The organism is Mesorhizobium sp. WSM4809 (assembly GCF_055811655.1).
In genome coordinates this window covers 106496-126812 of sequence record NZ_JBVVQW010000014.1, presented here as the reverse complement: position 1 = coordinate 126812, position 20317 = coordinate 106496, and the positions used below count along the sequence as shown (strand labels likewise).

General features: G+C 62.6%; 20 protein-coding genes. 7 read left to right on the top strand and 13 right to left on the bottom strand.

Annotated features, from left to right (window positions below):
• Positions 1–7 precede the first annotated feature (7 nt).
• Positions 8–808, bottom strand: a complete 801-nt coding sequence (gene murI / locus AC0L24_RS26415; protein ID WP_473564336.1) for a glutamate racemase — start codon at positions 806–808, stop codon at positions 8–10.
• A complete protein-coding gene (locus AC0L24_RS26410; RefSeq protein ID WP_128364130.1) occupies positions 801–1715 on the bottom strand; it encodes an RNA methyltransferase in 915 nt (304 codons plus the stop codon). The genes murI and AC0L24_RS26410 overlap by 8 nt, the downstream gene beginning before the upstream one ends.
• Positions 1716–1929: 214 nt before the next feature.
• Between AC0L24_RS26410 and AC0L24_RS26405 the strand changes: the two genes are divergently transcribed.
• Together AC0L24_RS26405 and AC0L24_RS26400 are read left to right on the top strand one after the other, a co-directional pair.
• The gene (locus AC0L24_RS26405) at positions 1930–3141 is read left to right on the top strand and encodes an NADP-dependent isocitrate dehydrogenase (RefSeq protein ID WP_127810654.1); all 1212 of its coding nucleotides are present in this window, start codon (positions 1930–1932) and stop codon (positions 3139–3141) included.
• 12 nt (positions 3142–3153) lie between these two features.
• A complete protein-coding gene (locus AC0L24_RS26400) occupies positions 3154–3771 on the top strand; it encodes a glutathione S-transferase family protein (protein ID WP_127810655.1) in 618 nt (205 codons plus the stop codon).
• A 45-nt stretch (positions 3772–3816) separates the two neighbouring features.
• On the opposite strand, the gene alaS is transcribed toward AC0L24_RS26400, so the two are convergent.
• Together alaS and recA are read right to left on the bottom strand one after the other, a co-directional pair.
• On the bottom strand, positions 3817–6483 hold the full coding sequence (gene alaS / locus AC0L24_RS26395; protein WP_473564333.1) for an alanine--tRNA ligase: 2667 nt from the start codon (positions 6481–6483) through the stop codon (positions 3817–3819).
• A 296-nt stretch (positions 6484–6779) separates the two neighbouring features.
• The gene (gene recA / locus AC0L24_RS26390; RefSeq protein WP_027036993.1) at positions 6780–7880 is read right to left on the bottom strand and encodes a recombinase RecA; all 1101 of its coding nucleotides are present in this window, start codon (positions 7878–7880) and stop codon (positions 6780–6782) included.
• A 277-nt stretch (positions 7881–8157) separates the two neighbouring features.
• On the opposite strand from recA, the gene AC0L24_RS26385 reads away from it, so the two are divergent.
• Together AC0L24_RS26385 and AC0L24_RS26380 are read left to right on the top strand one after the other, a co-directional pair.
• Entirely contained in the window at positions 8158–9102 is a 945-nt protein-coding gene (locus tag AC0L24_RS26385; RefSeq protein WP_292693165.1) for a carbohydrate kinase family protein, read from the top strand.
• A gap of 75 nt (positions 9103–9177) precedes the next feature.
• Entirely contained in the window at positions 9178–10095 is a 918-nt protein-coding gene (locus AC0L24_RS26380; RefSeq protein ID WP_127270928.1) for a pseudouridine-5'-phosphate glycosidase, read from the top strand.
• Between the two features lie 199 nt (positions 10096–10294).
• Here AC0L24_RS26380 and AC0L24_RS26375 read toward each other — a convergent pair whose 3' ends face one another.
• Positions 10295–10618 (bottom strand): TfoX/Sxy family protein, encoded by a 324-nt coding sequence (locus tag AC0L24_RS26375; protein WP_127810659.1) that lies wholly within the window; start codon positions 10616–10618, stop codon positions 10295–10297.
• A gap of 90 nt (positions 10619–10708) precedes the next feature.
• Between AC0L24_RS26375 and AC0L24_RS26370 the strand changes: the two genes are divergently transcribed.
• On the top strand, positions 10709–11206 hold the full coding sequence (locus AC0L24_RS26370) for a GFA family protein (RefSeq protein WP_127810660.1): 498 nt from the start codon (positions 10709–10711) through the stop codon (positions 11204–11206).
• A 183-nt stretch (positions 11207–11389) separates the two neighbouring features.
• On the opposite strand, the gene sufA is transcribed toward AC0L24_RS26370, so the two are convergent.
• From sufA to AC0L24_RS26330, 8 genes are all read right to left on the bottom strand, one after another.
• Positions 11390–11767 (bottom strand): Fe-S cluster assembly scaffold SufA, encoded by a 378-nt coding sequence (sufA, locus tag AC0L24_RS26365; RefSeq protein WP_127329621.1) that lies wholly within the window; start codon positions 11765–11767, stop codon positions 11390–11392.
• Positions 11768–11870: 103 nt separating this feature from the next.
• A complete protein-coding gene (locus AC0L24_RS26360; protein WP_127396620.1) occupies positions 11871–12263 on the bottom strand; it encodes an SUF system Fe-S cluster assembly protein in 393 nt (130 codons plus the stop codon).
• Between the two features lie 21 nt (positions 12264–12284).
• Positions 12285–13529 carry a cysteine desulfurase gene (locus tag AC0L24_RS26355; protein WP_127811406.1) on the bottom strand — a complete coding sequence of 415 codons (1245 nt, stop codon included), beginning with the start codon at positions 13527–13529 and terminating at the stop codon, positions 12285–12287.
• 4 nt (positions 13530–13533) lie between these two features.
• Positions 13534–14802: a Fe-S cluster assembly protein SufD gene (gene sufD / locus AC0L24_RS26350; RefSeq protein WP_127810661.1), complete on the bottom strand. Its 1269-nt coding sequence runs from the start codon at positions 14800–14802 to the stop codon at positions 13534–13536.
• A 19-nt stretch (positions 14803–14821) separates the two neighbouring features.
• Complete coding sequence (gene sufC / locus AC0L24_RS26345; protein WP_056562278.1) at positions 14822–15577, bottom strand: Fe-S cluster assembly ATPase SufC; 756 nt, start codon at positions 15575–15577, stop codon at positions 14822–14824.
• The gene (locus AC0L24_RS26340; RefSeq protein WP_127395584.1) at positions 15570–15860 is read right to left on the bottom strand and encodes a hypothetical protein; all 291 of its coding nucleotides are present in this window, start codon (positions 15858–15860) and stop codon (positions 15570–15572) included. The genes sufC and AC0L24_RS26340 overlap by 8 nt, the downstream gene beginning before the upstream one ends.
• Positions 15861–15864: 4 nt before the next feature.
• Entirely contained in the window at positions 15865–17382 is a 1518-nt protein-coding gene (sufB, locus tag AC0L24_RS26335; RefSeq protein WP_127319478.1) for a Fe-S cluster assembly protein SufB, read from the bottom strand.
• Between the two features lie 187 nt (positions 17383–17569).
• Positions 17570–18733: a cysteine desulfurase family protein gene (locus tag AC0L24_RS26330; protein ID WP_127395583.1), complete on the bottom strand. Its 1164-nt coding sequence runs from the start codon at positions 18731–18733 to the stop codon at positions 17570–17572.
• 236 nt (positions 18734–18969) lie between these two features.
• Between AC0L24_RS26330 and AC0L24_RS26325 the strand changes: the two genes are divergently transcribed.
• On the top strand, positions 18970–19644 hold the full coding sequence (locus tag AC0L24_RS26325) for an alpha/beta hydrolase (protein WP_023669128.1): 675 nt from the start codon (positions 18970–18972) through the stop codon (positions 19642–19644).
• Positions 19645–19665: 21 nt separating this feature from the next.
• Complete coding sequence (locus tag AC0L24_RS26320) at positions 19666–20316, top strand: FMN-binding negative transcriptional regulator (RefSeq protein WP_127319484.1); 651 nt, start codon at positions 19666–19668, stop codon at positions 20314–20316.
• Position 20317: the final 1 nt, after the last annotated feature.

The following is a 20317-nucleotide window of genomic DNA, read 5'->3' as shown; positions in this document are numbered from 1 at the left end:
TTCGCAATCACGACATTGCCAGCCCGAAGCCCTGTATCAGGCGACGGGTCGGGAAATCGGCTCTTTTCGATGTGAAGACGGCAAGGTCGGGGCCTTCAGGCAGCATCTCGCCACGACCGCTCGGATCGATGTCGGCGAGAAGCGACAGCGCCCGGCGCGCAATCGCTTCAGCGGGGTCGAGCCAATCGACCGGCCAGGGCGCCGTCTTGCGCATGCGATTGGCCAGAAAGGGGTAGTGTGTGCAGGCGAGCACGACGATATCCGTACGCAACGCATCATGTTCGACGAAGCACGGCGTGATCTCGGTGCGTACGGCCTCCTCATCGACGAAGCCCTCACGCATGTAGATCTCAGCCAGTCCCGCCAGCCTGTCGCTGCCGACCAGGCGGACATGGCATTTCTGCGCCCATTTGCTGATCAGGTCGCGCGTGTATTGGCGCTTGACGGTGCCAGGCGTCGCCAGCACCGAAACCAGCCCTGAGCGCGTACGTTCCGCCGCCGGCTTGATCGCAGGCACCATGCCGACGAAAGGATGCGCGGGAAATCTATCGCGCAGCGCATCGATCACCAACGTCGAGGCGGTGTTGCAGGCGATGACGGAAATGGCCGGCGCAAAGCGCTCAAGCAGTTTGCCGAACAATTCGAGGATATGCGCCCTCAGCGCCGGCTCTTCCCAAGCGCCGTAGGGAAACGCAGCGTCGTCGGCGACATAGACGAAGCGGCGGTCGGGCATCAGCACGCGCGCCTCGCGCAGCACGGTAAGCCCGCCGATGCCCGAATCGAACATCAGGATCGGCCGCTCAGTCATTGTCGGTTCCTTTTCCGCCAAGCGGCGGTATGTCATCGTCCTTGCCGGTGTCGGCAAGGCGTGCCGCCTCCGCCTTGCGGGCACGCGCGGCGGCCGCGGGCAAGCGCCGCGGATCGTCGCCAGGGGACCCGTCGCCGCGCGGCATCGCCGGCGAAAACCTGTCGAGCGACGAGATGATGCCGCGCAGCACCTTCAGCTCCGGTTCGGCAAAACCGGGGCGTGTCAGCACCGCGCGCAGATTGTCGATCATTTTCGGCTTCTTCGGCGCCGGCCGGAAATAGCCGCGCGCTTCCAGCGCGCCTTCGAGATAGGCGAACAGGCCGTGCAATTCTTCCTTGCTTGCCGGTTTCATGTCCGGGCCGGAAAAATTGGTCTTGGTCTCGTCCTCCAGGCCGGACTTCATCCATTCGTAGGACATCAGAAGTGCTGCCTGGGCGATGTTGAGCGAGGAGAAATCGGGATCGACCGGGAAAGTGACGATCTCGTCGGCAAGGCCGACCTCGTCATTGTAGAGGCCGAAGCGTTCGCGTCCGAACAGGATGCCGGTGCGCTGGCCCATCACGTGGCGCGCCCGCAGCAGCCTGCCCGCCTCCACCGGCCCGCGCACAGATTTGAAGCCGTCGCGCTGCCTGGCCGTGGTGGCGAAGACAAAGTTCAGGTCGGCGAGCGCCGAGGCCAGATCGTCGAAGACGGTGACAGCGTCGATGACATGATCGGCGCGGCTGGCCGCAGCGCGCGCCTTCTCGCTCGGCCAACCATCACGCGGGTTGACCAGGCGCAGCTCCGACAGGCCGAAATTGGCCATGGCGCGCGCGACCATGCCAATGTTCTCGCCAAGCTGAGGCTCAACGAGGATGATCGCCGGGCCGGCGACTGCAATGCTATCGGGATCTTTGATGACGGGCATGATTGTCAATGAACTGCTGTTTGCGGCATTTCAGCGTCCCTGCCACATTCGGCCGGGAAAATGAAGCATTCGCAAATGACGACGGCTATGGCCTCCAATTCGTGACCGATCGCCGTTTGCGTGGCCAAAAGCGCTTTGATATACGGGCGACATCTCCCGGCCCAACGCCGCGCGGGCAAGGCCGTCCCATATCCAGCAACGAGGCATTCTTTCCATGGCGAAGATCAAGGTGGCGAACCCGGTCGTCGAACTCGACGGCGACGAGATGACCCGCATCATCTGGCAGTTCATCAAGGACAAGCTGATCCACCCTTATCTCGACCTTAAGCTTGAATATTACGACCTCGGCATCGAGCACCGCGACGCCACCAACGACCAGGTGACCATCGATTCGGCCAACGCCATCAAAAAACACGGCGTCGGCGTGAAATGCGCGACGATCACCCCCGACGAACAGCGCGTCGAGGAGTTCAAGCTGAAGAAGATGTGGAAGTCGCCGAACGGCACCATCCGCAACATCCTCGGCGGCACCATCTTCCGCGAGCCGATCATCATGAAGAACGTGCCGCGCCTGGTGCCCGGCTGGACCAAGCCGATCATCGTCGGCCGCCATGCCTTCGGCGACCAGTACCGCGCCACCGATTTCCGCTTCCCCGGCAAGGGCAAGCTGACCATCAAATTCGTCGGCGAGGACGGCCAGGTGATAGAGCACGATGTGTACGACGCGCCCGGCGCCGGTGTCGCCATGGCCATGTACAATCTCGACGAGTCGATCCGCGAGTTCGCCCGCGCCTCGCTGAACTACGGCTTGCTGCGCAACTATCCGGTCTATCTGTCGACCAAGAACACCATCCTCAAGGCCTATGACGGTCGCTTCAAGGACATCTTCCAGGAAGTCTACGAGGCCGAGTTCGCGGCCGAGTTCAAGTCGAAGAAGCTGTGGTACGAGCACCGCCTGATCGACGACATGGTGGCCTCCGCCCTGAAATGGTCGGGCGGCTATGTCTGGGCCTGCAAGAACTATGATGGCGACGTGCAGTCCGACACGGTCGCGCAAGGTTTCGGCTCGCTCGGCCTGATGACATCGGTGCTGATGACGCCGGACGGCAAGACGGTGGAAGCCGAAGCCGCGCATGGCACCGTCACCCGCCATTATCGCCAGCACCAGAAGGGAGAGGAAACCTCGACCAATTCGATCGCCTCGATCTTCGCCTGGACGCGTGGCCTCACCCACCGCGCCAAGCTCGACGACAATGCCGATCTGAAGCGTTTTTCCGAAACGCTGGAAAAGGTCTGCATCCAGACGGTCGAGTCAGGCTTCATGACCAAGGACCTGTCGCTGCTGATCGGCCCCGACCAGCCCTGGCTGTCGACCACCGGTTTCCTCGACAAGATCGACGAGAACCTGCAGAAGGCGATGGCCTGACAAGTAAGCAAGATGGGCAAGCCCATCGTCTACGGGGCGGAGTACAGCGTCTATGTACGCATCGTCCGCCTCGTACTCGCGGAAAAAGGCATCGACTACGAGCTTGTGCCGGTCGATGTCTTTGCCGCCGAGGGCGTTCCCGCCTGGTATTTCGAGCATCATCCGTTCGGCCGCATCCCGGCCTTCTGTTATGACGGGTTTCGCCTCTTCGAGACCAATGCGATTGCTCGCTATATCGACGAGGCCTTCGACGGACCGGCGCTGCAGCCTGCCGACGCGCGCGGCCGCGCCAGGATGGGCCAAATCATAGGCATGCTCGACGCCTATGGCTATCGCGCGATGGTCTGGGATGTTGCCGTCGAGCGGCTGGAAAAGGCTGAGCCGGATGAGGAATTGATCGCCGGCGGCCTTGCTCAGGCTGAGACGGTGCTGAGATCGCTGAAGCCACAAGGTCCGTGGCTGCTTGGCGAGCAACTGACACTGGCCGACCTGCACGCGGCGCCGATCATTGCCTATTTCGTCAAGGTCAGCGAGGGGCAAGATTTGCTTGCGCGCTTTGCGGATATCCAGGATTGGTATGCACGCATCGTCGCCCGGCCGACCTTTGCGCAGACTGAAAAAGTCGGCTGATAAGGGACGTCCCGCCAACTGTTGCTTTAAATTCAGCCCACTAGCCTACGCCGCTTCGAGTGCCGCCCTCACTGCTGCAATCGCATCATCGGCCTTGGAAGCGTCGGGGCCACCGGCCTGGGCCATGTCGGGCCGCCCGCCGCCGCCCTGCCCGCCCAATGCGGCGGAGGCCACGCGGACAAGGTCGACGGCGCTGAAGCGGCCGATGAGGTCGTCGGTGACGGCCACCACGACGCTTGCCTTGTTGTCTTCGCCGGCGCCGACGAAGACGACGACGCCGGAGCCGAGCGAGCTCTTGCCGGCATCGGCCAGCGGCTTCAAATCCTTCGGCGAGACACCGGAGACCGTCTTGCCGAGGAAGCCGATACCGGCGACCGTCTCATTGGCGGCTGGAGCATCGGCTGACGATCCCCCGCCCAGCGCCAGCTTCTTGCGCGCCTCGGTCAGTTCCTTCTCAAGCTTTTTGCGCTCTTCGAGCAGCGTCTCGACGCGCGCCGGCACATCGGCCGGCGAAATCTTGAGCACGGCCGCCGTCGCCTTCAAACGCCGGTCCTGCTCGTCGAGATGTTTGCGCGCGGCTTCGCCGGTCAGCGCCTCGATGCGGCGCACGCCGGCCGCGACCGCGCTGTCCGACACGACACGCACCAGGCCGATATCGCCGGTCGCCCGGACATGCGTGCCGCCGCAGAGCTCGACCGAATAGGGCCGGTTGGCCTTGGTGCCGTGAACGCCGGTGCCCATCGACACGACGCGCACTTCGTCGCCGTATTTCTCGCCGAACAGCGCCATGGCGCCTTCGGCAATGGCATCGTCGACCGACATCAGGCGCGTGGACACCGGGCCGTTCTGGACGACGATCTCGTTGGCCATGCGCTCGACCTCTTCGAGATCCTCCGGTGAAATGGGCTTGTTGTGCGAGATGTCGAAGCGCAGGCGCTCGGGCGCCACCAGCGAGCCCTTCTGCGCGACATGGCTGCCCAGCACCTCGCGCAGCGCCTCATGGACCAGATGCGTCGCGGAATGGTTGGCGCGCAACCTCGAGCGTCTGGCATGGTCGACCTTCAGCTCGACGGCGGCGCCGATCTTGACCGTGCCGCTGGCCACCTTGCCGACATGGACGAACAGCCCATCGGCCTTCTTCTGCGTATCCGAAACCTCGATCGAGAAGCCTTCGCCTGAGATGATGCCGGTGTCGCCCATCTGGCCGCCGGACTCGGCATAGAACGGCGTCTGGCTGACGACGATCGCCACGGCGTCGCCCTTGCCGGCGCTGTCGACAGCCTTGCCGTCCCGGACAAGCGCCTGGATGATGCCTTCGGCAGCTTCAGTCTCATAGCCGAGGAACTCGGTGGCGCCCGCCTTCTCGCGCACGGAGAACCAGATGGTCTCGGTCGCCGCGTCGCCGGAGCCTGCCCAATGCTTTCGCGCCTCGGCCTTCTGCTGCTCCATGGCGTTGGTGAAGCCGGCAAGATCGACCGAGATGCTGCGCTGGCGCAGCGCGTCCTGCGTCAGGTCGAGCGGGAAGCCATAGGTGTCGTAGAGCTTGAAGGCCGTTTCGCCGTCCAGCATGTCGCCGGCATGCAGCGTCTCCGTCGCCTCGGAGAGCAGGCCGAGGCCGCGCACCAGCGTCTTGCGAAACCTGGTCTCCTCGAGCTTCAGCGTCTCGGTGATCAACTGTTCGCCGCGCAGCAGCTCCGGATAGGCCTGGCCCATCTCGCGCACCAGCGCCGGCACCAGCTTCCACATCAGCGGTTCGTTGGCACCCAGCAGCTGCGCATGGCGCATGGCGCGGCGCATGATGCGGCGCAGGACATAGCCCCGGCCTTCGTTCGAAGGCAGCACGCCGTCCGCCACCAGGAAGGAGGACGAACGCAGATGATCGGCAATGACCCGGTAGGACGCGACCGTCTCCTTGTCGGGACCATGCCCGATCGCGGACGAGGCCGCGTCGATCAGGTGACGGAACAGATCGGTCTCGAAGACGCTTTCCACCCCTTGCAGGATGGAGGCCATCCGCTCCAGGCCCATGCCGGTGTCGATCGACGGACGCGGCAGGTCGATGCGCTCCTCCTTCGTCACCTGTTCATATTGCATGAACACCAGGTTCCAGAATTCCAGGAAACGGTCGCCATCTTCCTCCGGGCTGCCGGGAGGGCCGCCCCAGATGTGTTCGCCGCGGTCGATGAAGATTTCAGAGCACGGCCCGCACGGTCCGGTGTCGCCCATCGCCCAGAAATTGTCCGAGGTCGCGATGCGAATGATGCGGTCGTCGGAAAAACCGGCGATCTTCTTCCAGAAGCCGGCCGCCTCGTCATCTGTGTGATAGACGGTGACCAGCAGCTTGTCCTTGTTCAGCCCGAACTCCCTGGTGATCAGGTTCCAGGCAAGCTCGATGGCGCGCTCCTTGAAATAGTCGCCGAAGGAGAAATTGCCGAGCATCTCGAAGAAGGTCAGATGGCGCGCGGTGTAGCCGACATTGTCGAGATCGTTGTGCTTGCCGCCGGCGCGAACGCTCTTCTGGGCGGTCGAGGCGCGCGAATAGGGCCGCTTCTCCAGACCGGTGAAGACGTTCTTGAACTGCACCATGCCGGCGTTGGTGAACATCAGCGTCGGGTCGTTGCGCGGCACCAGTGGGCTCGACGCGACGATCTCGTGACCCTCCTTGCGGAAGTAGTCGAGAAATGTCGACCGGATTTCGTTCACGCCACTCATGATGCTGCCTTTTCGGAAGAGCCGCCGGCAAACCGGCGGAAATGGGCTCTGCGTTCTAGAAGATTAGGACTTGGCCTTTTAGCCGCCGCGCTTCACCCTGTCCAGAAACACGGAATTGGTCCAATCCACGGCCTTTGCCGGCCCTTCGACCCGGCCTGGTTCCGCCGCCGAAACGCAAAACCGCCGGCACTGGGCCGGCGGTTTCGAAACGCAATAACGCGGAACTCGATTACATAAGCCTGAGATAATAGAACGCGATTATGGCCGAACTCCGGCCGGCATCGCGCACGAAGCTGTTACATCGCGCCGGATTCTTCCTCGAAACCGTCATCATCGCCGCGCTCAGGGCCGCCATTCTCGAGGAATTTTTCGGCGATCAGCCCGGCATTCTGCCTGATCGACAACTCGATCTCGCGTGCCGTGTCGGGATTGTCACGCAGGAACAGCTTGGCATTTTCGCGGCCCTGGCCGAGACGCTGCGAGTTATAGGAAAACCAGGCGCCAGACTTCTCGACAATACCAGCCTTGACCCCGAGATCGACCAGTTCGCCGGTTTTGGAGACGCCCTCACCAAACATGATGTCGAATTCGACCACCTTGAAGGGCGGCGCCAGCTTGTTCTTGACCACCTTGACGCGGGTCTGGTTGCCGACAACCTCGTCGCGGTCCTTGATCGAGCCGATGCGGCGGATGTCGAGGCGCACCGAAGCGTAGAATTTCAGCGCATTGCCGCCGGTGGTGGTTTCAGGCGAGCCGAACATGACGCCGATCTTCATGCGGATCTGGTTGATGAAGATGACCATGGTGTTGGAGCGCGAAATCGACGCGGTCAGCTTGCGCAGCGCCTGGCTCATAAGGCGGGCCTGCAGGCCGGGCAGCGAATCGCCCATCTCGCCTTCAATTTCGGCGCGTGGCGTCAGCGCCGCGACCGAATCGACCACCAGCACGTCGATGGCGCCGGAGCGCACCAGCGTGTCGCAGATTTCCAGCGCCTGCTCCCCAGTGTCAGGCTGCGAGATCAGAAGGTTTTCGAGATCGACGCCAAGCTTGCGGGCATAGACCGGGTCAAGCGCGTGCTCGGCATCGACGAAAGCGCAGATGCCGCCCTTCTTCTGGGCTTCGGCAACGGTGTGCAGGGCAAGCGTCGTCTTGCCCGAGCTTTCCGGCCCGTAGATCTCGATGATGCGGCCGCGCGGCAGGCCACCGACGCCAAGCGCGATGTCGAGGCCAAGCGAGCCGGTCGGCACCGTTTCAATCTCGACGACCTGATCGTTGGCGCCGAGCCGCATGATCGAGCCCTTGCCGAAAGCCCGCTCGATCTGCGACAGCGCCGCATCCAGAGCCTTTGATTTGTCCACTGCCTTGTCCTCTACCAGCCGCAAAGAATTCTGAGCCATGATACATCACCCCTTGGTCGTCAATGAAGGCCGGACAATCCGTAATCCCTGCCTATTTGTACCTTTTTTGTTCTCATTTGGCAAGAGGGGTCAAATAACTGAAAAACAAGCAATATCCGGATTTGTTCTTTTTTTGTCCAGGGATTCGATCAGGAATGCACCGCACGTTGGGCCAGACGGCTCGGTTGTTTCGACCTGCCGAATCGCCGCCTCGCATGCGAAGCTCCGTCGCACCTAGCGCTTGTGCGGCTGGAATAACAAAGGTCATATCGCCGGCATGCTGAAATCCGCGAAAATACTGGCCATAGGCGGCGCCCATATCGACCGACGCGGCCAGGTGTCCGGCGCTTACGTGCCTGCCGCCTCCAATCCGGGCACAATGCGCGAGGATGTCGGCGGCGGCGTCTTCAATGCTTTGCGCAGCGCCGTGCGGCGCGGCGTCTCCGCGTCGCTGATGTCGGTTCGCGGCGGCGATGCCGCTGCCGATACCGTTTCGCGAGCCATCGCCGAGACAGGCATTGCCGACCTGTCGGCGGTCTTCCTCGACCGCACGACGCCGAGCTACACCGCGCTGATCGACAGCGAAGGCGAGCTGATCGTCGGCTTTGCCGACATGGCGCTCTATGATTTGGCGTTTCCCAAGCAGATCAGGCGCTCCAAGGTGCGGGAGGTGATCGCCGCCGCCGACGCGATCCTGTGCGACGCCAATCTGCCCTCTTCGGCGCTGGAACAGCTGGTCGCGCTCGCCGCGGGCAAGCCGGTTTTCGCCATTGCCATCTCGCCGGCCAAGGTGGTGCGGCTGATACCGGTGCTGAAGAAGCTCTCGCTGGTCTTCATGAACCGGCGCGAGGCCATGGTGCTGGCCGGCGTCGCCGCGAATGCCAGGGAGCGCGAGGTCGTCGACGGGTTGCGATGCAGCGGCCTCGTCAGTGGCGTCGTGACGGCGGGCGAGGCGCCCGTGCTGGGGTTCGATGAAACAGGCGCCTTTTCGATCATGCCGCCCAATCCCCGAAAGGTCACTGACGTCACCGGGGCCGGTGATGCGCTGGCGGGCGCAACGGTCGCTGCCTTGCTGCGCGGACTGCCGCTGCGGGTGGCCCTGCGCGAAGGCATCGCCGCGGCGACGCTTGCCATCGAAAGCGCCAACGCCGTTCCCGAGTTCACCGCCTCAAGCTTCGCGGAAGCGCTGGCTCTTGTGCCGGATGCCAGGGAAGTGGCATGAGACCGGCGAATTCATAGTGCCGCGATGTTGCCTGGTGTCCCCACGGACGCGCCGCATTCCGGATTGGAGACCCTGATGACCCCTGAGACCGCCCGCCCCCTCATCGACATCCACGCGCCGGTGGCGCAGGCTCTGGCTGCCGGCCGGCCGGTGGTGGCGCTGGAAAGCACCATCATCACCCATGGCATGCCCTACCCCGACAATGGCGCCATGGCGGCCGACGTCGAAAAGATCATCACCGATGGCGGCGCCGTGCCGGCGACGATCGCCGTGGTTGGCGGCCGCATCAAGATCGGGCTTTCGGACGGCGAGCGCGAATCGCTGGCGATGACGGGCGACGCCATGAAGCTGTCGCGCGCCGATCTCGGTTTTGCCGTGGCGCAAGGGCGTACCGGTGGCACCACGGTCGCCGCCACGATGATCGCGGCGCATATGGTCGGCATAAAAGTGTTCGCCACCGGCGGCATCGGCGGCGTGCACAAGGGCGCCGAAAAGAGTTTTGACATTTCCGCCGATCTCGACGAGCTGGCGCGCACGCCGGTCATCGTCGTCTCGGCCGGCGCCAAGGCCATTCTCGACATCGAAAAGACGCTGGAAGTGCTGGAGACGCGCGGCGTGCCGGTGGTCGGCCTTGGCTGCGAGACGATGCCGGCCTTCTGGTCCAGGCATTCGCCGTTCCGCGCGCCGCTGACCTTGCACGAGCCGGAAGAGATTGCGCATTTCTACCAGACGAGGGCAGCGCTGGGGCTCGCCGGTGGCATGCTGATTGCCAATCCTGTGCCGGAAAACCATGAAATCCCGGCTGAGGAGATGGCGGGCTATATCGAGGCCGCGCAGAAGGCCGCCGAGGCGCTCAACGTGACCGGCAAGGCGGTGACGCCGTTCCTGCTGGGAAAGATTCTCGAACTGACTGGCGGCAGGAGCCTGAAGACGAACATCGCGCTGGTCGAGAATAATGCGCGGCTGGCGGCGAGGATTGCCAAGGCGCTTTAGGGTCACGCAGCGAAGGTCCCCCTCACCCGGATTGCCGAGACCGAATTGCAAAGAGCAATTCGGGGCAATCCGACCTCTCCCCGAGGGGTCCCCGAGGGGGGAGAGGAGCTTGCAGCGCCGACGTCGACCTCTTCTCCCCTCGGGGAGAAGGTGGCCGCGAAGCGGACGGATGAGGGGGTGGCCTCGCGCTTGCGGGAATCTACTTCCCCGCCCGACGCCCCGCCTCATACGCCCGCCGTGCCCACACCGTCATCTCGTCGGGATCATCGAAAGCGCTGTCTGGAACGCTCCAGTAGGGCATGGCGACCAGCTTGCCGTGGCGCGAGCCGGTATAGGTCCATTGCGTGCAGCCGGCGGCCTCGAACTCGGGCACGCTTTGCTCGTCGGCCTTCAACAGCAATTCGCCACGCAGCACGATGGCGACGATGACACCGTCGAAATAGATGCCCTTGCCGCCGAACAGTTTTCGGATGCTGACAGGGCCGAGGCCCTCGAACAGTTCGGCGATGCGTTCATTGTCCATGCCGCGATCATGTCACCGGCGTTTGGCCTTGTCATCGCGCAACCAAAATCATGCTGACAGGTTGTGTGAGGTCGATCGGAGTTTCCCGCTATGCCCGTTCTGCTCAAAGGCTCCTGCCGCTGCAATGCCGTCCGTTTCGAGGTGGAGAGCCACACGCCGGCGCCATTCATGCTGTGCTACTGCTCGATCTGCCGCAAGCAGCAGGGCGGCGGGGGGTTTGCCATCAATCTCGGTGCCGACAACGAAACACTGAACATCAGGGGCAAGCGCAGCCTCGGCGTCTTTCGGGCGGAGATCGAGGGCGACGAGCATCCGCATTGCGAAATCTCAACCGGCGAGCGCAATTTCTGCAAGAAATGCGGCTCAGCCCTTTGGCTCTACGACCCGACATGGCCGGAGTTGGTGCATCCCTTCGCTTCGGCGATCGACAGCGATTTACCCATTCCGCCAAGCAAGGTGCACCTCATGCTGAAATACAAGGCGAACTGGGTGGAGCCGGTGGTTGGCAAGCATGACAAGGTCTTCGACATCTATCCCGAGGAATCGATCGCCAACTGGCACAAGCGGACGGGCATGTGGGTGGAGTGAATTTCTTCGCGCCGTTTCGGAGAGGTGAGGAATGATCCGCGCAGCGGACGGAAAGCCAATTGCTTGGCCTCGAACGACGAACGCCGGCAGATGAGGGGCGGCGCTAACTTTGGAGAGGCCGGCGCTGCCTATCATCCGTCACTTCGTGACACCTTCTCCCCGTAAATGGGGCGAAGGAAAAACTCAGGAAGCGCGTGCCTCTGCCAGCGCCTTCAGGTCGGCCGGCTTCAGTTCGACGGATTCGCCGCAACCGCAGGCCGAGCTCTGGTTCGGATTGTGGAAGGTGAAACCGGTGCGCAGCGTCGTCTGCTCGAAATCCATCTCGGTGCCGAACAGGAAAAGTGCTGCTTCCGGTGCGACATAGACATGGGCGCCATCGCGCTCGATATGGTCGTCCTTGGTGTTGGGCTCGGTCACCAAATCGACCGTGTATTCCATGCCGGCGCAGCCGCCCTTCTTGATGCCGAGGCGGATGCCATGCGCATTCTCGCGGGTGGCGACAATCTCCCGCACCCGGTCGGCGGCCTTTTCGGTCATCGTGATGACGGCAAAGCGTCCCATTCTTTTTCCTTCCATTCCATGCAGGTTCAAGGCCTGCCGAATGATTCCTCACCTAAAATGGTGAAGTTTTATCCTTGGTGCAAGTGTGCCAGCCTCTGTCGGGCTAGTACCAACCCACCGCCACCTGCGCCTCTTCCGACATGCGATCGGCCGACCATGGCGGGTCGAAAGTCATGTTGACCTCGACGCCGGACACGCCTTCGACGGCGCCGACGGCATTCTCCACCCAGCCGGGCATTTCGCCGGCGACAGGGCAGCCCGGAGCGGTCAGCGTCATGTCGATCTTGACCGAGCGGTCGTCCTCGATGTCGATCTTGTAAATCAGGCCGAGCTCGTAGATATCGGCCGGGATTTCCGGATCGTAGACCGTCTTCAGCGCCGAAACGATGTCGTCGGTCAGCCGCGCCAGTTCGTCGGCTGGAATGGCCGATCCCGAAACCAGCGCATTGGGCGCGGTTTCCGCAGTGGTCTCGGCAGAGATGCTTGCATCATCCATGGTCGTCACCCAAAAAAATCGTCATCCGAAGAATTTGCGCGCTTTTTCAAGCGCCTCGGCCAAAGCGTCGACTTCGGCCCTGGTATTATACATGCCGAACGATGCCCTGCATGTGGAGGTTACGCCGAACCGTTTCAACAGCGGCTGGGCGCAATGGGTGCCGGCGCGGACAGCAACGCCCTGCCTGTCTATCACCATCGACACGTCATGCGCATGAATGCCTTGCAGTTCGAACGAGATGATGGCGCCCTTGCCGGGCGCATCGCCGAAGATGCGCAGCGAATTGATGGAGCGCAGCCGCTCATGCGCGTAGTTCTTGAGGTCTTCCTCATGGGCTGCAATGCGCTCGCGACCGACCGATTCCATGTAGTCGAGGGCAGCACCCAGCCCGATCGCCTGGACGATCGGCGGCGTGCCGGCCTCGAAGCGGTGCGGCGGCTCGTTGTAGGTGACGATGTCTTCCGTCACCTCCTCGATCATCTCGCCGCCGCCCATGAAGGGCCGCATGCCAGCGAGAATGTCCTTCTTGCCGTAGAGCACGCCGATGCCCGACGGGCCATAAACCTTGTGCCCGGTGAAGACGAAAAAGTCGCAGTCGAGATCCTGCACATCGATCGGCATGTGGACAGCGCTCTGGCTGCCGTCGACCAGCACGGGAATTCCACGCGAATGCGCGATGCGCACGATCTCCTTGATCGGCGTCACAGTGCCAAGCGCGTTCGACATGTGGGTAATGGCAACGAGCTTTGTCTTGCTGGTCAGCCGCTTTTCAAATTCCTCGATGTGGAAGACGCCGAGATCGTCGACCGGCACCCAGACCAGCTTGGCGCCCTGCCGCTCGCGGATGAAATGCCAGGGAACGATGTTGGAGTGGTGCTCCATGATCGACAGCACGATCTCGTCGCCCTCGCCGATGTTGGGCATGCCATAGCCATAGGCGACCGTGTTGATGGCCGAGGTTGTGTTCGACGTGAAGATGATGTTGTCGGTGCTCGGCGCGTTGAGGAAACGGCGCACCGTTTCTCGCGCCTTTTCGTAGGCATCGGTCGCGGCGTTCGACAGAAAATGCAGGCCGCGATGGACGTTGGCGTATTCTTGGCTATAGGCGTGCTGGATGGCGTCGAGCACCGCCTGCGGCTTTTGTGCCGAGGCGCCATTGTCGAGATAGACCAGCGGCTTGCCATAGACTTCCCGCGACAGGATCGGGAAATCGCGGCGGATCGCTTCGACGTCGTAGAAATCTCCGATCTTGCCCGGTGCGTTCATCAAATCACCCGTGCGCCGCGAACCAGCCGTCGAGCCGCGCTTCCAGCGCCTCGACGATCGCTTCATCGTCCAGTTCCTCGATCACCTCGGCGACGAACGCCTTCACGAGCAAGCCCCGCGCGCTTTTCTCGTCGACGCCACGCGCCATCAGGTAGAACAGATGGTTGTGGTCGATTTCGGTGACCGTCGCGCCATGGCCGCAAATCACGTCGTCGGCGAAGATTTCAAGCTCCGGCTTGGTCGAGAATTCGCCGTCATCCGACAGCAGCAGCGTGTTGCAGGCCATCTTGGCGTTGGTCTTCTGCGCATATTGATGGACGTTGATGCGACCCTGGAAGACGCCGCGCGCCTTGCCCGTCACCACGTTGCGGATAACTTCCGTCGAGGTCGTGTGCGGCACGGCGTGGTCGAGCACCATGGTCACGTCGGTATGGGTGTCGCCGGCCAGGAGGTTGATGCCGCGCAGTTTGAAATCGGCGCCTTCGCCAGTCGTCCTGACCATGATCTCCTGGCGCACCAGTCTGCCGCCGGCGTTCATGACGAACAACGTCAGTTTCGCATTCTTGCCGATATGGGCCTTGAACTGCGCCAGATGCGTCGCCGTTTCCGGCTGCTCCTGGACGATCAGCCACGTCACCTCGGCGCCCTCGCCGAGCACCAGCTGGCTGACCGAGCTGCCCAAGGCAGCGCCGTCACCCGTCTGACGTTCGACGATGACGGACTTGGCGCCGGCGCCGACACGAACGGCCAGGCGCACATGGGTCTGGCCGCCGGCCTGCAGGTTCTGCAGCTCGACCGGCTTTTCAAGTTCCACACCATCGGCGATGTCGACAAAATACCCGTCGGCGACGAAAGCCGTGTTCAGCGCGCCGATGGCGTCGTCGCTGCCATAGGGGTCGAGCCCAGCTGCTGCGCTGCCGTCGATCAGCTTTTCCGAAAGGCGCTGGAAAGAGACGCCTTCAAGAACCGGCACTTTGGCGTCGGACTTGCCGTTCAGGATCGACACCACGGTGGAACCGTCGACGATCGGCGCAATGGCTTTGGCCATGGCGGCTGGGTCGAAGTCCGGCACGGTATTCAGCAACCGGCGCAGGTCGGTGTAATGCCAGGATTCGACACGCCGCGTCGGCAGGCCGTGCTTGATCGTCTCGATGGCGTCGTCGCGCTTCAGCATCACCGCGCCGTCGCCGGGCAGCAGCGACAGCCGGTCGCCGAACGCGTCGATCAACGCTGTCTCGGCCGGTGTCCGCTGCGGTTGTGTGTGCATGTTCATCGGTATTACCTCTGGCATCTCACGCGGCTTCGCCGATCACGCCGGCATAGCCATTGGCTTCCAGGTCAAGCGCCAGCGACTTGTCGCCGGACTTGATGACCTGGCCCTTGTAGAGAACGTGCACGCTATCGGGCACGATGTGCTCAAGCAGGCGCTGGTAGTGGGTGATGACCAGGAACGCCCGGTCCGGCGCGCGCAGCGCGTTGACGCCGTCGGACACGATCTTCAGCGCATCGATATCGAGGCCGGAATCGGTCTCGTCGAGCACGCACAGTTTCGGCTCCAGCAGCTTCATCTGCAGGATCTCTGCCCGCTTCTTCTCGCCACCGGAGAAGCCGACATTGAGCGGCCGCTTGAGCATCGCCATGTCCATGCTGAGCGAGGCGGCGGCTTCCTTCACGCGCTTCAAAAATTCCGGGATCTTCAGCGGCTCCTCGCCACGCGCCTTGCGTTGCTCGTTCATCGCCACCTTCAGGAATTCCATGGTCGCGACGCCCGGTATCTCCATCGGGTACTGGAAAGCGAGGAAGATGCCTGATGTAGCGCGCTCGGCCGGATCCATTTCGAGGATCGACTGGCCGTTGTAGAGGATGTCGCCTTCGGTCACCTCATAGTCCTCGCGGCCGGCGAGGATGTAGGACAGCGTCGATTTTCCCGAGCCGTTCGGCCCCATGATCGCGGCGACCTCGCCGGCTTTCACCGTCAGGTTCAGGCCGCGGATGATTTCGGTGCCATCGTCGACGATGCGGGCGTGCAAATTTCTGATTTCAAGCATTCTTTTCTACTTTCGTGTTCTTGGTGTTCTCGACGCTCTGCCCTTGACGGGATCCCCTTGGAGACAAGCGCGCTAGTTTGCCCGCAACGAACATCCAGCCAAAAAACCCAGCCGCGCCTAGGCCCGCAATCGAACCACCAATATTCTTCACCGAACTCAAGCCAAACATTGCGCCAATTAGAGCCACCACGGCACCTCCAATAGCCAGCGTCAGCAAGAGCACCAGAACGACGACTATCAAGCTCTCGATTCGCGCGAAGAACTTCCAGGAGCGCCGTTCCATCTAATCAACCCACCGAACCTTCCAGCGAGATACCAATCAGCTTCTGTGCCTCGACCGCGAACTCCATCGGCAGCTGCTGGATGACGTCCTTGACGAAGCCGTTGACGATCAGCGCGATCGCTTCCTCTTCAGGGATACCGCGCTGCATGACATAGAATTTCTGGTCCTCGGAAATCTTCGACGTCGTCGCTTCGTGCTCGAACTGCGCCGTCGAGTTCTTGGCTTCCATGTAGGGCACGGTGTGCGCGCCGCACTGGTCGCCGATCAGCAGACTGTCGCAGTTGGTGAAGTTGCGGGCGTTGGTCGCCTTGCGGTGCGCCGAGACCTGGCCGCGATAGGTGTTCTGCGAGAAGCCGGCCGCGATGCCCTTGGAGATGATGCGGCTCGACGTGTTCTTGCCGAGATGGATCATCTTGGTGCCGCTGTCGACCTGCTGGTAGCCGTTCGACACGGCGATCGAATAGAACTCACCTTGGGAATCGTCACCGCGCAGGATGCAGCTCGGATATTTCCAGGTGATGGCCGAACCGGTTTCGACCTGCGTCCATGAAATCTTGGAGCGGTCGCCACGGCAGTCGCCGCGCTTGGTGACGAAATTGTAGATGCCGCCCTTGCCCTCGGCGTCGCCGGGGTACCAGTTCTGCACCGTCGAATATTTGATCTCGGCATCGTCGAGCGCCACCAGTTCGACGACGGCGGCATGCAACTGGTTCTCGTCGCGCTGCGGCGCCGTGCAGCCCTCGAGATAGGAGACGTAAGCCCCCTCCTCGGCGATGATCAGCGTGCGCTCGAACTGGCCGGTGTTCTTCTCGTTCATGCGGAAATAGGTCGACAGCTCCATCGGGCAGCGCACGCCCTTGGGCACGAAGACGAACGAGCCGTCGGTGAACACAGCCGAATTCAGCGTGGCGTAGTAATTGTCGGAGGTCGGCACGACCGAACCAAGATATTTCTTCACCAGCTCCGGATGCTCGCGGATGGCTTCCGAGATCGAGCAGAAGATGACGCCGGCCTGCGCCAGTTCCTTCTTGAAGGTGGTGACGACGGAGACGGAATCGAACACGGCGTCGACAGCGACGCGGCCCGATTTGTAGACGTTATCGCTGACTTCCTCGAGCTCCGAGGCGTCGGTCTTCTGCACGCCGGCAAGGATTTCCTGCTCCCGCAGCGGAATGCCAAGCTTTTCGTAGACTTTCAACAGTTCGGGATCGACATCGCTGAGCGAGGTCGGGCCGGGCGTGCTCTTGGGCGCCGCGTAGAAATAGATGTCCTGGAAATCGATCTTCGGATAGTGGACGCGCGCCCAGGTCGGCTCGTCAAGCGTCAGCCAGCGGCGATACGCTTCCAGACGCCATTCCAGCATCCAGGACGGTTCGTCCTTCTTGGCCGAAATGAAACGGATGATGTCTTCGCTGAGGCCCTTGGGGGCCTTGTCCATCGCGATTTCGGTCTGGAATCCGTATTTGTATTGGTCGACGTCGATCTTTCGGACCCGATCGATCGTGTCCTGCACAGCAGGCATATGCGTTCTCCATCCACGCCGGGGTCAAGGCCCGACAGTTTTCAAACTATGGCACCGCCAAAAACGAACCCCGAAGAGGTGCTCGCGGCAGCGTAAGTTTAATATAGTGCGCTTCGACCGGGAATTCACCCGGCCAGCATGAAACGCACGGCTCTACCAGGCCGAAAGGCCCAAATTCGTCCAACCGCTACGCGGCCCGTTCTCTATCCGCCCTACGTGCGGTAATTCCCGCCAGTGCGACGCGAAACAGCTCGATGTCTTCCGCGCCGGTCGCCGGTCCGATCGACACCCGCAAGGCGCCGAGACTGTCGCCGTACCCCATGGCTTTCAGCACATGGCTCGGTCCGACCTTGCCAGACGAACAGGCAGAGCCGGCCGACAGCGCTACACCGGCCAGATCGAAGGCGATCTGCGCGGTTTCGGCTTTGACGCCCGCAATAGCGAAGAATGCCGTATTGGCAAGCCTTGGCGCACCGGTTCCGAAGATTTCCGCGTCCGGCACCAGCGATTTGACGATGGCCTCGATCTCGTCGCGGCGCTGGCGCACCGCATCCATGGCCGGCAATCCGGCCAGGGCCTCGCGGGCGGCCGCGCCAAAACCGGCAATGGCAGCGAGGTTTTCGGTGCCGCCGCGATGGCCCTTCTCCTGGCCGCCGCCATTGATCAACGGCTTCGGCATCATCAGGTCAGAGGCGGCGACGATGGCGCCGACGCCCTTGGGACCACCGATCTTGTGCGACGACAGAATCAGATAATCGGCGTAACCCGCTGATAGATCGATGGAAACACGCCCAGCGGCCTGCACGGCGTCGACTGTAAGGATACCGCCCGCCGCCTTGACGATCCCGGCGATGCGATCGATCGGCTGGATGACGCCGGTTTCGTTGTTGGCGGCGTGGATGGCGACCAGCGGCAGGCCTTCGCTCTTGTCGTGACCGCCGAGCGCCGACGCCAAGGCGCCGAGGTCGGCGATGCCGTTGGCGTCGACGCCGATCCGCGTCACCTGCGCTGCGGGGAACCGTCCGCCGTTCAACAGGCAGGGATGATCGGCCTCCGACACGTAAAGCCGGCTCATACGCACCGTGCCGCGCCCCATCTGCCAGTCGGGTGACAGCAGCGTCGAGGCTGCTTCCGTGGCACCGGAGGTGAACACGACATGCTCCGCCTTGGCGTTGACTAGCGCCGCCACGTCACGCCTGGCGGTCTCGATCAGGCGGCGGGCCGCGCGCCCCTCGGCGTGAACCGATGACGGATTGGCCGCGACGTCAAGGGCCGCAACCATAGCCTCGCGGGCCACGGCAAGCAGCGGCGCACTGGCATTGTAGTCGAGATAGGCGCGTATTCCGGCCATTTTCGTCCGTCAAATCCCGTCAGAAGCCATTCCGCTGTCGTATGGCGTTATTTCCTTGAAATTCCAAGGCGAGCCGTCCTATTTACGCGGCTTGCGGCGCGGGTGGCCGGGCTCGATGTCTTGCCACTCAGTTTTGAACAATTCTAAACTAGCTTCTAAGAAGACGCTCGCCCTGCGTCAAGGCCAGAGGAAACGTTCCAGGCACCGCGCGTTCGTATTACCAAGTGGAGTATTTTATGCCTGAGGTCATTTTCACCGGTCCTGCCGGCCGCCTGGAGGGTCGCTATCAGCCTTCCAAGGAAAAGAGCGCGCCGATTGCCATCGTCCTGCACCCGCACCCGCAATTCGGCGGCACGATGAACAACAAGATCGTCTACGACCTCTTCTACATGTTCCAGAAGCGGGATTTCACCACGCTTCGCTTCAATTTCCGCGGCATCGGCCGCAGTCAGGGCGAATTCGACCATGGCACCGGCGAGTTGTCGGACGCCGCCGCCGCTTTGGACTGGGTGCAGTCGCTGCATCCCGATTCCAAGAGCTGCTGGGTCGCCGGCTACTCCTTCGGCTCCTGGATCGGCATGCAGCTTCTGATGCGCCGGCCGGAGATCGAAGGCTTCATTTCGATCGCGCCGCAGCCCAACACCTATGATTTCTCGTTCCTGGCGCCCTGCCCGTCATCGGGCCTGATCATCCATGGCGATGCCGACAAGGTGGCGCCGCCGAAGGATGTGCAGGGTCTGGTCGACAAGCTGCACACGCAGAAGGGCATCACCATCACGCAAAAGACCTTGCCCGGCGCCAACCATTTCTTCGCCAACGATGCCGACCTGCTGCTCGAGGAATGCGCCGACTATCTCGACCGCCGGCTGGCCGGCGAATTGTCGGATCCGCGTCCGAAGCGGCTGAGATAAACAAGGCAAGAACGGACGGCGATGTACGAACCTCCTCATTTCAGGGAAACGCGGCCGGAAATCCTGCACGGGCTGATCCGGACGCATCCGCTGGGCCTGTTGGTTTCCAACGGGCCCGATGGGCCGGTCGCCAACGCTGTCCCGTTCCTGCTCGACGCGGAAATCGGGCCTAACGGCAGGCTGCGCGCCCATCTGGCGCGGGCCAACCCGCAATGGCGCCTGTTGGCCGACAACCCGGCATCCCCCGTGCTGATCGTCTTCCAGGGCAGCGATGCCTATGTGACGCCGTCCTGGTACGAGACCAAGCGCGAGACCGGCAAGGTGGTGCCGACGTGGAATTACGCCATCGTGCAGGTTCGCGGCACCGTCAAGGTGATGGATGATCAGGACTGGCTGGCGCAGCAGATCGCCGATCTGACCGTCTCCCAGGAAGGCGCCCGCGCCGCACCCTGGGCGGTGACCGATGCGCCGGAGCCCTTCATCCAGTCGCAGATCAAGGGCATTATCGGGCTGGAAATCGAGATCAGCGAAATCCACGGCAAGTGGAAGGTCAGCCAGAACCGGCCGGTCGCCGATCGCGTCGGCGTTGCACAGGGGCTGGAAAGCGAAGACCACCAGTCGCCCGGCATGGCCGGCCTGGTCAGATCCTATGGCGGACTGGACGGCAACTGAA